The sequence below is a fragment of the Alicyclobacillus macrosporangiidus CPP55 genome, from assembly GCF_000702485.1.
GTDB lineage: Bacteria > Bacillota > Bacilli > Alicyclobacillales > Alicyclobacillaceae > Alicyclobacillus_H > Alicyclobacillus_H macrosporangiidus_B.
On the sequence record NZ_JNIL01000001.1, the window covers coordinates 3,913,076 to 3,927,498 of the forward strand.

The 14,423-nt window shown below is 61.2% G+C and carries 13 protein-coding genes and 1 tRNA gene; 8 read left to right on the forward strand and 6 right to left on the reverse strand.

Annotation, left to right across the window (positions count from 1 at the left end):
- The first annotated feature begins 24 nt into the window (after nucleotides 1-24).
- The 5 genes from N687_RS0119465 to N687_RS0119485 all read left to right on the forward strand — a co-directional run bounded on the left by N687_RS0119465 (nucleotide 25) and on the right by N687_RS0119485 (nucleotide 6,227).
- On the forward strand, nucleotides 25-1,575 hold the full coding sequence (locus tag N687_RS0119465) for an anthranilate synthase component I family protein (protein WP_035462530.1): 1,551 nt from the start codon (nucleotides 25-27) through the stop codon (nucleotides 1,573-1,575).
- A 199-nt stretch (nucleotides 1,576-1,774) separates the two neighbouring features.
- Nucleotides 1,775-3,010, forward strand: coding sequence for a thiolase family protein (locus N687_RS0119470; RefSeq protein WP_029423434.1), 1,236 nt, complete (start codon nucleotides 1,775-1,777; stop codon nucleotides 3,008-3,010).
- A gap of 13 nt (nucleotides 3,011-3,023) precedes the next feature.
- Entirely contained in the window at nucleotides 3,024-3,785 is a 762-nt protein-coding gene (locus N687_RS0119475) for a 3-hydroxyacyl-CoA dehydrogenase (RefSeq protein ID WP_029423435.1), read from the forward strand.
- An 18-nt stretch (nucleotides 3,786-3,803) separates the two neighbouring features.
- Nucleotides 3,804-4,988 carry a CaiB/BaiF CoA transferase family protein gene (locus N687_RS0119480; protein ID WP_029423436.1) on the forward strand — a complete coding sequence of 395 codons (1,185 nt, stop codon included), beginning with the start codon at nucleotides 3,804-3,806 and terminating at the stop codon, nucleotides 4,986-4,988.
- 45 nt (nucleotides 4,989-5,033) lie between these two features.
- Nucleotides 5,034-6,227 (forward strand): acyl-CoA dehydrogenase family protein, encoded by a 1,194-nt coding sequence (locus tag N687_RS0119485; protein ID WP_081841588.1) that lies wholly within the window; start codon nucleotides 5,034-5,036, stop codon nucleotides 6,225-6,227.
- Nucleotides 6,228-6,309: 82 nt separating this feature from the next.
- Here the strand turns inward: N687_RS0119485 and N687_RS23535 are convergent, their stop codons facing one another.
- The 4 genes from N687_RS23535 to N687_RS0119505 form a co-directional block, all read right to left on the reverse strand.
- A complete protein-coding gene (locus tag N687_RS23535; RefSeq protein ID WP_197029340.1) occupies nucleotides 6,310-7,110 on the reverse strand; it encodes an ABC transporter permease in 801 nt (266 codons plus the stop codon).
- A 103-nt stretch (nucleotides 7,111-7,213) separates the two neighbouring features.
- Nucleotides 7,214-8,161 (reverse strand): ABC transporter permease, encoded by a 948-nt coding sequence (locus N687_RS0119495; protein WP_029423440.1) that lies wholly within the window; start codon nucleotides 8,159-8,161, stop codon nucleotides 7,214-7,216.
- A gap of 73 nt (nucleotides 8,162-8,234) precedes the next feature.
- Nucleotides 8,235-9,848, reverse strand: coding sequence for an ABC transporter substrate-binding protein (locus tag N687_RS0119500; RefSeq protein ID WP_197029341.1), 1,614 nt, complete (start codon nucleotides 9,846-9,848; stop codon nucleotides 8,235-8,237).
- A 13-nt stretch (nucleotides 9,849-9,861) separates the two neighbouring features.
- On the reverse strand, nucleotides 9,862-10,698 hold the full coding sequence (locus N687_RS0119505; RefSeq protein WP_051663481.1) for an IclR family transcriptional regulator: 837 nt from the start codon (nucleotides 10,696-10,698) through the stop codon (nucleotides 9,862-9,864).
- 351 nt (nucleotides 10,699-11,049) lie between these two features.
- On the opposite strand from N687_RS0119505, the gene N687_RS0119510 reads away from it, so the two are divergent.
- The 3 genes from N687_RS0119510 to N687_RS0119520 all read left to right on the forward strand — a co-directional run bounded on the left by N687_RS0119510 (nucleotide 11,050) and on the right by N687_RS0119520 (nucleotide 13,562).
- Nucleotides 11,050-11,895, forward strand: a complete 846-nt coding sequence (locus N687_RS0119510) for an alpha/beta fold hydrolase (protein ID WP_051663482.1) — start codon at nucleotides 11,050-11,052, stop codon at nucleotides 11,893-11,895.
- A 48-nt stretch (nucleotides 11,896-11,943) separates the two neighbouring features.
- Nucleotides 11,944-13,146: a dipeptidase gene (locus N687_RS0119515; RefSeq protein WP_231493542.1), complete on the forward strand. Its 1,203-nt coding sequence runs from the start codon at nucleotides 11,944-11,946 to the stop codon at nucleotides 13,144-13,146.
- 341 nt (nucleotides 13,147-13,487) lie between these two features.
- Nucleotides 13,488-13,562, forward strand: a tRNA-Arg gene (locus N687_RS0119520).
- 67 nt (nucleotides 13,563-13,629) lie between these two features.
- Here N687_RS0119520 and N687_RS0119525 read toward each other — a convergent pair.
- Together N687_RS0119525 and N687_RS0119530 are read right to left on the reverse strand one after the other, a co-directional pair.
- A complete protein-coding gene (locus N687_RS0119525; RefSeq protein ID WP_029423445.1) occupies nucleotides 13,630-13,983 on the reverse strand; it encodes a spore coat protein in 354 nt (117 codons plus the stop codon).
- A 14-nt stretch (nucleotides 13,984-13,997) separates the two neighbouring features.
- The gene (locus N687_RS0119530; protein ID WP_331280148.1) at nucleotides 13,998-14,378 is read right to left on the reverse strand and encodes a hypothetical protein; all 381 of its coding nucleotides are present in this window, start codon (nucleotides 14,376-14,378) and stop codon (nucleotides 13,998-14,000) included.
- Nucleotides 14,379-14,423: the final 45 nt, after the last annotated feature.

Sequence of the window (14,423 nt, forward strand, 5' to 3'; positions counted from 1 at the left end):
AAAGATACCGGGAGGCGAGCCAGGATGAGGAGTGGCGGTTCGTATTGTGATCCTTTTTACCTGTACCTTCACGTCTCGGACACGCTGGGGGAAGGACAGGCGTTTTTGTTGGACGCGGCGCGCGACGCGGGACCTCCGCAGTACCAGATGAGCCTGATCGGCGCAGTGCCGCTGCTGGAGGTTCAGGTGAAAGACGGCGAGGTCGCCGTGTTTGCGGAGGCGGATCTGGCTTCCTACGTGACGCATAGGCTGGAGGAGGCCGGTTTTCACGCGGACGGTGTACCGGAGCCCGGTGTCCCAGGGACGAGCCGGTTTTTGCCCAGCGTGGTCGAGCCCTTGGCCTGGATCGGTCACGTGGACGATCCGATGGTCCTGCTCGAAGCGCTGCGCGCCATCCTGCGCGACGTGCAGGGGCCGCAGACGGTGCCGTTCTCGAGCGGGTTTCTGGGCTACCTGGGCTACGACGCGGTGCACTACCTGGAGCGGCTGCCAAAGACCACCGTCGACGACCGGGGGTTGCCGGATATCCGCCTGCAGTGGCACGCCGTGATGATCCATCTCCAGGAGGACCAGGTCCGGGTGTTCGACGCCTTGGACGGACTGTCGAAAGTGTACACGCCTGAAGCGGTGAAGGCGTTGGCGGCGCGGATCGATCAGGTGCGTGCCCTGGTGTCATCGTACCTCGAACACCCCGTTGCGCCTCGCTTCCCAGAAGCGCCGGCCGAACCGGCCGAGGCGGTCGACGACGTAAGCCAGGAGGAGTTCGAGGCCAACGTCGAGCGGGCGAAGGCGTACATCCGGGCGGGGGACATCTTTCAGGTGGTGCTTTCAAAGCGGGTCCGTGTGGAGAAACGGGTTCACCCGTACGCCGCGTACGATCGGCTGCGCAGGTTGAACCCGTCCCCTTACATGTTCATGGCGGAGTATCCGGGGTTTCGCCTGTTCGGCGCCAGCCCCGAGGCCCAGTTCCGCGCGGTGGGCGGCGTCGCGGAGATGAAGCCCATCGCGGGAACGTCGAAAGGGCGGGGGCGCACGCCCGAGGAGGACGAGCAGCTTCGCCGGCGTCTCCTGGAGGATGAGAAGGAGCGGGCTGAACACGTGATGCTGGTCGATCTGTGCCGCAACGACCTCGGCCGCGTCTGCCAGGTCGGTTCCGTTCGGGTGGACGCGTTGATGGAGGTGGAACCGTACTCCCACCTGTTCCACCTGGTGTCGCGCGTGTCCGGGCGACTGCGTCCGGACGTCAGCGTGTTTCACGCGCTCCTGGCGACGTTCCCCGCGGGGACGCTGTCCGGGGCGCCGAAGATTCGGGCCATGGAGATCATCGACGAGCTGGAGCGGTACCGGCGCGGGCCGTACGGCGGGATGATCGGCGTGATCGACTTTGACGCCAACGCCAACACGGCCATCGTCATTCGCACCGTTGTGGAACACGAAGGCGTGTACTATGTGCAGGTGGGGGCGGGCATCGTGGCGGACAGCGATCCGCATCAGGAGTGGCTTGAGTGCGGCCACAAGGCGGGCGCAGTCATGGACGTGCTGGGTGTCCGGCGGCCGGTGACGCAGGGGGTGTGAAGGAGCCTGTGCCGGGCGGGGTGAAGCGGTCGCGACCCCGCCCGGATGTTTTTGTCTTGAGATATCTGGTTATTCCTCCTCATCGGGAGATTTCAATTATACTAATGGTGAAAGGGGCGTACCGGCCGTTTGTTCGCCCGCGGGTGCCATCACGAGGGTGGAGGGGCCAGGGCCGGGCGCGGACGGGGAGGGAACGAGGATGTACGAAGCGGTGATTGTGGACGCGGTGCGCACGCCCATCGGGCGGCGCAACGGGCGCCTCTCAGGGGTGCATCCGGTGGATCTGTTGGGGGGCTTGTACCGGGCGCTGTTGGAACGCAACCATCTGGATCCGGCGGCGGTGGACGACGTGATCGCCGGGTGTGTCATGCAGGTCGGCGAGCAGGGCGTGAACGTGGCGCGCAATGCCTGGTTGGCGGCGGGCCTGCCGGAGTCGGTGCCGGCGGTGACGGTGGACCGCCAATGCGGCTCGAGCCTGCAGGCGCTGCACTTCGCGGCGCAGGGGGTGATGGCGGGATCGTACGAGATCGCCATCGCGGCCGGGGTCGAGTCGATGACCCGGGTGCCGATGGGGAGCACCACGAAGGCTTTCGGATCGCCGATGAGCGGCCCGCTGGCCGAGCGGTACCGGATGGACCGCTGGAACCGGAGGTTTTTCGACCAGGCGCTGGGGGCGGAGATGATCGCCAAGGAGTGGGGCTTCTCCCGCGAGGACCTCGATCGCTTCGGGCTGCGCAGCCACCGCCTCGCCGCGGCGGCCCGATCCGAGGGCGCGTTCGCAAGGGAGATCGTCCCGGTGACGGTGCCGGTCCAAGCGGAAACCGCAGGCACGACTGAATCGAGTGGCGCAGAGGCTCCTGGGGTGAGCCCGGCGGCGAGCGAGGTGTTCGCGGAGGACGAGGGCATCCGGCCGGACACGAGCCTGGAGAAGATGCTGGGGCTGCCGCCGGCGTTCCGCGACCTGGAGCTCATCACAGCGGGCAACGCGAGCCAGATCTCGGACGGGGCGAGCGCGGCCTTGGTGATGCGCCGGGAGACGGCCGAGCGGCTGGGGCTTCGGCCGCGTGCCCGGTTCGTCGCGTTCGCCGCCGTAGGGGTCGATCCGGTGACGATGTTGACGGGCCCGATCCCGGCGACCAGGCGGGTGCTGGAGCGGGCGGGCCTGGCGGTGGAGGACATCGATCTCTTCGAGGTGAACGAGGCCTTCGCGTCGGTGGTGTTGGCCTGGCAGCACGAGATCGGGGCGCCGTGGGACCGCGTGAACGTGCACGGCGGAGCCATCGCATTGGGGCATCCGCTGGGGGCGACCGGGACGCGGGTGACGGCGACCCTGTTGAACGCCCTGGAGCGGCACGGCGGCCGCTACGGGCTGATGGCCATCTGTGAAGGCGGCGGGATGGCGAATGCGACGGTGATCGAGCGCTTGGAGGCGTGAGGGAGGCGAGGGCATGCAGCTGGAAGGGGCGCGCTTCATCATCACTGGCGGCGGGTCGGGGCTCGGGGCGGCCACGGCACGCGTGTTTGCGGAGGCCGGGGCTCGGGTGGCGATCTTCGACGTGCAGGAGGCGCGCGGCCGCGAGGTGGCGGCCGAAGTGGACGGGTGGTTCCTGCGGGTGGACGTGACGGATGGCGAGGGCGTCATGCGCGCGGTGGACGAGGTGGCCGAGCGGTTCGGGGGCTTGAACGGGGCGGTGAACTGTGCGGGCATCGGGATCGCCCGGAAGGTCGTGGGCAAGGACGGGCCGCACCCGTTGGACGCTTTCGCGCGCGTCATCCACGTGAATTTGGTGGGCACGTTCAACGTCATCCGGTGCGTCGCGGCGAAGGTGATGGAGGTGCCGCCGAATGCGGACGGAGAGCGCGGGGTCATCGTGAACACCGCGTCGGTGGCGGCGTTCGAGGGACAGATTGGGCAAGCGGCGTACGCCGCGTCCAAAGGGGGCGTGGTCGGCATGACGCTGCCCATCGCGCGGGAGCTGGCGGCCAGCGGCATCCGGGTGGTCACCATCGCGCCGGGACTGTTCGACACACCGCTGTTGGCGGGCCTGCCGGAGCCTGCGCGCCGGTCGTTGGGGGAGCAGGTTCCGTTTCCACCGCGGCTTGGGCAGCCGCGGGAGTACGCCATGTTGGCGCGCCATATCGTCGAGAACCCGATGCTCAACGGCGAGGTGATCCGGCTCGACGGGGCCATCCGCATGCAGCCGCGTTAGTGGAAAAGGGGGCCGTCGGTGGAACTGCCGCTTCAAGGAATGGTTGTGCTCGATTTCAGCCGGCTTCTGCCGGGGCCGTACGCCACGATGCTGTTGGCCGACCTCGGCGCGCGGGTGATCCTGGTGGAGGAATGTGGGGCGGGCGACGCAATGCGCCAGATGCCACCGATGGACCCTGAGCTGGAGGTGTCGGCGAAATACCGCCTGCTCAACCGGCGCAAGGAGCGCATCGCGTTGAATTTGAAAACGGAAGGGGGACGTGAAGCCGCCAGGCGTCTGGCGCGCCGGGCGGACGTGCTGGTGGAGGGCTTTCGGCCCGGCGTCATGGAGCGCCTGGGGTTGGCCTACGAGGCGCTGTCCGCGGAGAACCCCGGTCTTATCTACTGTAGCATCAGCGGATTCGGGCAGACGGGACCTTACCGGCACCGGGCAGGGCACGACCTGAACTACATGGCAGTTGCGGGGGCGTTGTCGCTTTCGGGGGGATTGGACCGGCCGCCGGACCCACCGGGCGTGCAGGTGGCCGATCTCGGAGGCGGGGCGCTCATGGCTGTCACTTCCATCCTCGCCGCACTGATGCAGCGGCAACGCACTGGACGCGGTCAGCACCTGGACGTCGCGATGGTCGACGGGGTGATGTCCTGGCTGTCGATCCATGCGGCGGATGCCCTGGCGCTCGGCCGCGGCCAGCGTCCTGGCGAACGCTACCTGGGAGGCGATTTCGCCTGCTACCGGGTGTACGAGACGCGCGAAGGGCGCTACCTGAGCATCGGCGCGGTGGAACCGCATTTTTGGCGCAACCTCTGCGACGCGGTCGGCCTGCCGGAGTGGAAGGACGCGCAGTACGCGCCTGATCCGGTGCGCACCCAGGTGATCGCGGCGTTCGAAACGGTGTTCCGAGCACGTACGTTGGATGAGTGGAGCGCGCGGCTTTCCGGCGTCGACACCTGCTGGGCGCCGGTGCTGGATGTTCACGAAGCGATCACTGGAGAACACGCGCGGGCACGCGGGATGGTGCGCGACGACGGCGAGGGGCCGTATCTGCGCTTTCCGGTCTCGCTCGCGGGAATGGAGGGGACACCTGAGGTCCAGCCGTCTGCCGACCGCTGGCGCATCGGTGCGGACACCGAGCGCCTGCTGTGCGAGGCCGGATACTCGCCGGCGGAGATTGCAAAAATGCGCGCGTCCGGCGCAATCGCCTGACGTGGCAAGGCCGGGGGTGCACAAAGCCGAAGGAGCGTGATCGAGATGCCGGACACAACACCGCCGGCAAACGGTCGCACGGACCGGTTTGTCCGCGGCGCGGGCGTGTACGATTCCCCGGAGCACGAACGCTTTCGAACGGCGCTGCGGCGCTTTCTTGCGACGGAGTTGGTGCCGCACCTGGCGGAGTGGGAGGCGCAGCGCGAGGTGCCGCGCTGGGTATGGCGGCGGTTCGGGGAACTCGGGTATCTGTGTCCGTGGTTGGAGGAGGAGTACGGCGGCAGTGGTGGGGACTTCACGCACTCCGTCATTGTCATGGAAGAGATGGCGCTCGCCGGCGTGGACGTCGAGGTGAGTCTGCACAGCGACATCATCGCGCCGTACATCCACCAGTTCGGCACGCCGGAACAGAAGCGGCGTTGGCTGCCGGGGTGTGCGAGCGGAGAGACGCTTCTTGCCATCGCGATGACGGAGCCGGATGCGGGATCCGATCTGGCCGCGATTCGCACGCGTGCAGTGAAGGACGGGAACGACTACATCATCGACGGCAGCAAGACGTTCATCTCGAACGGCGCGCATTGTGATCTCGTGATTGTCGCCTGCCGCACGGACAGCGAAGGACCGGCGCACAAGGGAATCACGCTCATCGCCGTGGAGAACGGCGCGCCTGGATTCACCAAGGGGCGCAAATTGAACAAGCTGGGCCACCATACGCACGGCACGGCGGAACTGTTCTTCGAAAGCTGCCGTGTGCCGCAGACCAACCGGATTGGCGCGGAGGGGAGAGGATTCTACTACATGATGCGCCAACTCCAGCGGGAGCGTCTGGTTGCGGCCATCGGTTCACAGGTCAACGCGGAGGCGATGTTCGAACTGACCCTGCAGTATGTGAAAGCGCGACAGGCGTTCGGCCAGCCCATCGGCCGGTTCCAGTACATCGCATTCAAGATGGCGGAGATGGAGACCGAGATCGAGCTTGGCCGCACGTTTTTGAACGACCTGATCCGCGACTTCTTGCACGGGACGGACATCACCCGCAAGGTGTCGATGGCCAAGTGGTGGATTGCGGAGATGGCGAACCGCGTCGCATACCAGTGCACGCAGCTCCACGGCGGGTACGGGTACATGGAGGAATACGAGATCACGCGGCGATTTCGCAACGTGCGGATGGACACCATCGCCGCTGGAACGACCGAGATCATGAAAATGATTTTGGCGAAAGGGCTGGGCCTGCAGTGAATATCGGGCATGGACAGGCGCCGCGAGCCGGCAAATGAAAACCTGGCGCCTCCTGTCGGGGTGGCGCCAGGTTTTACGGCATTCAGCGGCTTCCTTGAGTTCGCGGGTCAAACACGTCTCGAAGCACTTCACCCAATAGGCTGAAGGCGAGCACGGTCAAGAAAATCAGCACCCCTGGGTAGATTCCGAGAACGGGGTCTGTCCAAATGTAGCTCTGAGAGTTTTGTAGCATACTGCCCCAAGAGGCCAACGGGGGCTGTATGCCAAGTCCGAGGTAGGACAGGCCGGATTCGGCCAGAATGGACCAACCGATGCCCAGTGTTGCCAACACGATGACAGACGAGAACGTCTGCGGCAACACGTGACGCCGGAGAATTCGCCACGGTCCTGCGCCGATGGTGATCTCTGCTTCCACCAGGGTACTGGTCCGCCATTTTAATACTTCGGCGTACACAACGCGGGCGATTTGTGGCCAGTACGTGAGTCCGACCACAATGACAATGACGGCCGGGCTGTGCCCAAACGACGTGATTTCGACCAAGATCAGAAAGAACGATGGGATGGACAGCATCATGTCGACCACGCGCATGATGACCGTCTCGGCCCAGCCGCCGAAAAATCCGGCCACCGCGCCCAGTGTACCACCGACCAAAACGGCCAGAGCCATAGCCGCGACACCCACGGTCAGTGTGATACGGCCCCCGGCCAGTAACCTCGCGAATTCATCACGGCCAAGTTCGTCGGTTCCCAGTAAATGGCCGTCTCCGGGTGGCATCATGGCCGCCAGTGGGTTCGTCGCCGTAGGTGACTGGTGCACAAATACGGGACCCAAAAACACGACCAGATAGATGCAGATCAAGTACGCAAGAACAATCTTTCCCATCCAAGGTGACCGCAACAGCTTACGGATGCGGGAACCGTTCGTGCGTTGAACTGACGGAATCCGTGGTGACGGAGTGTGCGGGGGTTGAACCACGTTCACAGTTCTACTCATGTCGAATCCTCGGATCCAAGATCGAGTAAATGAGGTCGGTCAGCAAATTGACCACGATGACGATAACCCCTACAACCACCGTTACACCCATCACCACGGTATAGTCCCTGTCTGTCGCCGCCTGAACCGCCAATCTCCCCATTCCAGGCCAACCAAACACACTCTCCACCACGACCGAACCGCCCAGCAGCAGCGGGATGATCAGACCCACCATCGCGATGATGGGGACCAGCGCGTTGCGCAGCGCGTGGCGTACCAGTACGGTCCTGGAGCTGAGTCCTTTGGCGTACGCCGTACGAATGTAATCCAAGTTCAGCACGTCCAGCATCGCAGACCGTGTAAAGCGCACGATGTTCGGAAGCATCAGCACGGCCAGCGTGAGAACCGGCATCACTAGGTGCGACGCCAGGTCTGTAAGCGAGAAGTCAGCGCCCGCGGTCACCATTCCGGAGGCCGGCAGCACTTGCAGCGTCACGGCGAAAACGATAATCAGAATGGTTCCCAGCCAAAAATCCGGAATGGCCATCCCGACGGTCGAGAGCGCCGTGCAGAACCGGTCGACGACACTTCCGCGCCGCACCGCGGCGAGGATGCCGAGTGGAATGCCGAGCAGGAGCGTGACCGCCAGGGTGGCCGCCGCCAGAATTAAAGTATTGGGAAACCGTTGGGCGATCAGTTCTGCGACGGGTTGCTGAGAGTCCAGGGACGAACCCAGATTGCCATGGATGGCGCCGTCCAACCACTCTGCGTAACGGACCGTGACGGGTTTGTCGAGACCCAGTTCCTTCACCAAGGCTTCACGTTGGCTAGCCGTGGTTTGCATGTTCATCACGGCCGCGGGCCCGCCCGGAGACAGGTTGATGAGAAAAAAGGTTAAGGCCGTGACCATGAACAAGGTCAGGAGGCCTTGTACGAGCCTGCGCAGCAGATACCTTGCCATGGTTCTTCAACTCCTTTTAGATGACGGCGATGGTACGTTCGCACCATCGCCGCACAAGTCACAAGTGTCTCAATCAGCCCGTGATTGCCCAATCCGCAATGTGATCTTCGGCCACGATCAAGCTGGCATTCGGCATTTTCAAGTTCTTCTGGGACGCCATGATAGTCTCCGGATACCACAGGAACAGGTAGGGCAGTTCCTTCGCCATCAGCGCCTGTGCATCCTGGTACGCCTTGACCCGATCCGCGTCGGAGAGTGCGGTCCGGCCCTTCAACAGAAGGTCGTCCAGCTCTGGGTTTTTGTAGCCCGGGATGTTGTATCCCTTTCCGGCGTTCACGCTTGCGAAGTAGGAATATTGGTCTGGATCCGTGGGTGTGCTCCACCACGCTAGCGTCGCCTGATAGTCGCGGTGGACGACGACCTTTTGAATCCAGCTGTTCCAGTCCATCACGTCCAGCTGGACCTGGATGCCGATATTTTTCCAGTACTGTTGGACCAATTCACTCGCCGGTGTCAAAACCCCATACTGACCGGTCGGCATCGTGATCACAAACGGTTTTCCGTCTTTCTGCAGGATGCCGTCAGGTCCGGGGGTATAGCCCGCTTCCTTCAACAATTCCTTCGCCTTGTCCGGATTGTACGTGTACTGTTCCACGTTCCCGTTGTAGTAGTGTTGCTGGATGGGTGCGATGGGACCCGTGGCAATCTTGCCATACCCTTTCAGGACTCCCTTGATGATGGCGTCTCTGTCGATAGCGTACAGCAGGGCTTGTCTGACACGCACATCCTGAAAACGAGGATCCGATTGGTTCAACGCGATCCAGTACCAGATGTTGGTCATGACCTTGTTGACCTGGATGTTCGGGCTCTTCTCAAGCTTGGACGCGAGCGTCGGGTCCGGGACGGTGACGAGCGACAGATTCCCGGACAACAACTGTGCAATCTGGGTGTTGGTATCCGGAATGATCTTGAATACAATTTTTGGTATCTTTGGTTGGTCACCGAAATAACTTGGATTCTTCTCTAGCTCCACATACTGGCCAGGCAGATACGTTTTCAGCACATACGGCCCTGTGCCGATCGGGTGCTCCTTGTTGAACGACGTCAATTTCCATGGGTCCTGGCCGTTGAAAATGTGTTTGGGCAGGATCTTCGTATAGTAGGCCAGATAGGTGGGCAGAGACGCCCAAGGCTTTTTGAGGATGAACTGAACCTCATAGGGCCCCTTGGCCACCACTTTTTCGACATCCGCGTAGTTGGACGCCCCGTTGGCACCCAGTTTCTTGTTCAACACGACGTCGTTGAACGTATAGACCACATCATCGGAGGTAAACGGTTGACCGTCCTGCCACTTGACGTCGTGGCGCAGATCAAACGTCCATGTCAACCCGTCGCTGGACACGGTCCACTTGGTCGCTAGATCCGGAATGGGTTGATAGTCGAGGCCCCACTTGGTCAAACCACTGAAGATCAGCTCCGTAATCGGCTCAGACTCCAGATAGCCGGTGGGAGACCACGGATTGAAGTTTGGATCCGCGTTGGTCGCCATGGTGAGCGTGGCATTCGGGTTCACGGTGCCAGACGAACCATGGGTCTGATTGGCTGTACCTGCGGCACCGCAGCCGGCTGCCAGGAATGCAACGGCCGCGAACCCGGCCGCCATGTTCGCCAGACGTTTAGGTGTCAATCTCAATTCCCTCCTATTTACCCAGACCTTCGCGCAACTCCGAGCGCTGGGCGTCTGGGTAATCGAAATAGCCCAAGTAACGGGATATCTTGCGGGCCGCCTCGACCACCAACGCCCCGAATTCGGGGAGTTTGTCATATCCGACGCGGCTGACAGGTCCGCCGGCACTGATGCCGCCGACCACTCTGCCTCGTCTGTCAAAGATGGGTGCACCCACGCCGCGGGCGCCTGGTTCGAAATCTTCATCGCTGATGCTGTACCCTCGCCGCCGTATTTCTTCCAGTTCCAAGCGAAGCATGTCGCTCGACTGCACGGTTTTGTCCGTGTACCGCTGCAATAGAGGAACCATGGCGAGTACGCGCTCCTGTTCTTCCCGCGGCAGAAACGCCAACATGGCTTTTGGAACCGCGCCGGCGTGCAGAGCCGTACGTTGTCCGAGACGAACTGTGAGCTTCACACTGTGATCGCTGTGCCGCCGAGCCACAATCACCGATTGGCCTTCAACGAGACAACAGAGGTTCACCGTTTCCCGCGTCACCGCCTGCAACTCATCGAGTATCGGTTGTGCCACTTCTTCCAGTGGTAGGTCCATGTCCGCTGCGAACGCGACCTGGTAAATGAGTGGCGTAACGCGGTAGTGCCCGCTCGCCTCCATTCGCAGCAAGCCGAACTCTTCGAGAGACTTCAGGCTGCGGAACACCTGATTTTTCGACAGTCCAACCGCGGCCTCTATCTCCGGCAAGGTAAACCTGTGAGGCGGGCGCCGGAACGCGAATAACACCTGCAACGTCTTGATGGCCGATTCGATAACGTAGCTTCGATTGGATGACACAGCAGACGGACGCGACATGATGGCCCCCTTTCACCTAACCCCTGTATTGTCGGTGTTTGCGTATGACAAGATGTCTTGTGTTATTCACTGTTTTATCTGAACTGACCTCGACTGTCAAACACATTTTGTAGAATGCATCATGGGAATCACAGAAATTTTTTCGGACTTGCAGTTACTCACGAGAAAACCCATTATAATATTCATCAACTCCCGCGAGATTCGAACCCTTGCACCGCTGATCAATTTCAACTGTGTTTGACTTTGTCAAAGAAATAATGATTGACATAGACAGATCCGTTTGAAACAACAGTAGACGGATCAGCGGGTAGAGGGGGACACACATCGCGAGAGCAGAAAGGAGTGAACGGAGTGCACAAGGTTGTCGAGGTGAATGGTGTCCGGCTGCATGTCGAAGACCAAGGGCAGGGTCCCGCGATCCTGACGCTGCACGGAGGCCCTGGCTTAGGGTCGAGACATGGGGATGCCAGGACGTTCGGCGTCTTCGCAAACGAGGGGTACCGAGTGGTCTCTTACGACCAACGCGGGAACGGTGAATCAGACGGCAAGCCTCCGTACAGTCACGAGCAGTTCATTGACGACGCGGAAGAACTCCGCAAGGCGCTTGGCCTTGGGAAAATTGTGATTGCAGGAGGTTCGTACGGCGGACATCTCGCCTTGGAGTACGCATTGAAGTACCAGGAGCACCTCGCGGGGATCGTCCTTCGTGACACTGCGGCTTCCAATGCGTATCAGCACACCTCCAAGGAGCGCGCCCTGGCCAGCGGCCTCCCCGGCATATCGGAGGATATGTTGGACCGGCTGTTCGGTGGCCGGGTAGCGAGTAATGAAGAATTCAAGGAGATGTACCGGGCGATTCTGCCCTTGTACTGGGTGGAATCCACGCCTGAACAATTGGAGGCTCATTTGAACTCCATCACCTTCCGCTATGAAACCCACAACTGGGCATTCTCCATCAACCAGCCAAAATTCAACCTAGTCCACCGTTTGAAGGACATCAAAGTGCCAACTCTTGTGTTGGTGGGCCGACACGACTGGATCACACCGCTGGAAGCGTCTGAGGAGATCGCGCGCGAGATCCCGAACAGTCGGCTGGTGGTGTTTGAACGCAGTGGGCACTCTCCGCAAATAGAAGAACGCGACAAATTTTTGACTGAAGTACGCAGATTCTTGGCGGAGGTCTTGCCCGTCCGCTGACCTCTCCCATTCCTGTGAACCCGTTTGAGAGCGATGGAGGGAGCATACGTGAAGAAGAAGAACTACAAGGGTTACAAATCGTTCCAGTATCTTGAACCGGGCGTGGACTACAAGCCGTTCAAGCTGGCGAAAGAGATTGACCGCGTACCGCGTTACACCGTTCCGCTCAGCGATGCGGAGGAAGCCCGCGTCAAGCGGTTGTTTGAAGAAAATGTGGTCATTTCCTTGCATGACCACATGTTTGTGGTACCTGAGAATGTGAATGAAATCTTTGAATACCGGCGCTGGGGACGCGACTGGACGGGATACGAGGGACTCAGTGTGTCCGGGCTGGACGCCGTGTTCGACAACCTGATGAACGGCACCGCGATGATCACTTCGCGGAACGGATGGAAGTGGGACGACATCATCTACGATTTAGGCATGCGCCTGTCCGACATCGCCCATCAGGACATGGTCATTCTCGGACAAACGGTCGATGACATCATCCGTGCCAAGGAAAATGGGCAGATTGCGTTTATCCCGTCCTTGGAAGCCGCCACAATGATTGAAAACGAATTGGACCGGCTGGACATTCTGTACGGGTTGGGAGTCCGCTGTATCGGCATTGCGTACAGTGAGGGGAACCAACTTGGGTGCGGGCTGAAAGAACGCCGCGATGGTGGATTGACGGATTTCGGGCGCAAGGCCGTGCGGCGCATGAACAAGCTGGGACTGGCGATTGACGTGTCTCACTCTGGGGATCAGACGGCACTGGATACGATTGAGACGAGCGAGAAACCGGTGTTCATTACTCATGCGGGCGCGCGTGCCCTCTGGAACTCAAATCGTCTCAAGCCGGACCATGTCATCAAGGCGTGCGCGGAACGAGGCGGTGTTATCGGGATCGAGGCGGCACCGCATACCACGCTCACCAAGAACCACCCGAAACACTGCCTGGAATCCGTCATGGAGCACTTCGAGTACTGTGTGGATTTGGTGGGTATCGACCACGTCGCATTCGGTCCGGACGTCTTGTTCGGAGATCATGTCGGACTTCACCACGCATTCGCGGAGGCATTGTCCATCTCTGCGTCGCGTGGGAAGAACGAGTTCGAAGAAGTCGAGTACGTCGAAGGGATTGAGAGCCCGGTTGAAGCGTTCCCGAACATCGTTCGCTGGCTGGTGAAGCACGGATATTCCGACACCGAGATCTCCAAAGTGATTGGTGGCAACATTCTTCGTGTCCTGAAAGAAGTGTGGTACCGCTAATTTGCTGCAGCTGCAGTGCCGATTCGCGCGACTGCGCTCAAGCTTAACGCGGGTACCCTTCATCGTTCAACGTGGGGTGTCAGGGCTGTCCCCAAAGCCCTCGCAAGACGAGCGGACGGGGGACAGCCCCGCGGTTTCACCGGGTTTTTGGAGGCAGAGAAGTGGGAAAGGGCGGCTTGTCATATGGGGGAAAGACACCCCTTTTCAGGAGCTTTTGGGCGAGCGGACGAGCCTGATTTCAATTTCAATGGCGGCCTGACCTGGCGGAACTTGACACGGACTCCGGCGCATACTCCCCTTGTGCGGCGGTCCAGAGTGTGGTATATTGTTAATCGTCATTTGCGCCTATAGCTCAGAGGATAGAGCACCGGTCTCCGGAACCGGGTGCGGGGGTTCGATTCCCTCTAGGCGCACCACAGTGAAATCGAAATGCCTGCCGCCCATTCGGTACCGGCAGGCATTTTTCGTTCTCGGCTGGGCTCGTTACTGCACCTGTGCCGGATACGGGAACTGGGTGCTGTAGCCGCTGAACTGCTGATAGGCCTGATCCACCTTCTGCTGCTGCTCCGCCTCGAGCTTGTACCAGCCCTTCTGGAACATCAGGTTGAACACGTCCCGGCAAGCCTGGTGTGTCTCGGTGAGGACCGTCAGGACGTCCCGAAACAGGGCGTCATGGCTCGCCTCCCGGGCCGCCACGTTGAAGCTGTCGGTGAGGTACTTTTCGGTGGCGAGAAGGTCCTGCAGTCGATCCCGATCGTTCATCTCCGGCCCCTTCACCTGCGGTTCTCCGGGCGGTTTCGGATTCGCAATCTGCTGGTTGTTTGGATTCTGAGGCATTCGGATCACCCCTCTCAGTGCGTTTGCTGCGGCGGCTGCGGAACGTTCTGCATCGCCTGCTGGTTGTTCGTCTTCAGATGGCCCAACAGAAGCTGGTAGTGACGCTGGTGCATCCGGCCGATCCGCTGGATCGCCGATGCGACCGACGCGTCGGAGCACTCCTTCGCATAGTGGGCGCACTTTTTCGCCGCCACCAGCAGCCACGACAACTGGTCTTTGATATACGACGCGTCCTTCGTCGTGATCACCTGCGGCGGCGTGGTCATCTGCGGCCCCGCTTGTTGTCCAGGTTGAAAGGCGGCTTGTTGGGCCTGCTGTGCTTGGGCCTGCATGCGCTGCATCATCGTGGGTTGTGGTTGCGGCTGAGGCCGCTGCGGTATCTGAGGCTGTGGCACAAAATCCCCTCCTGGTGGTTCAATTTTCAGTCTCGCCTAGTGTGC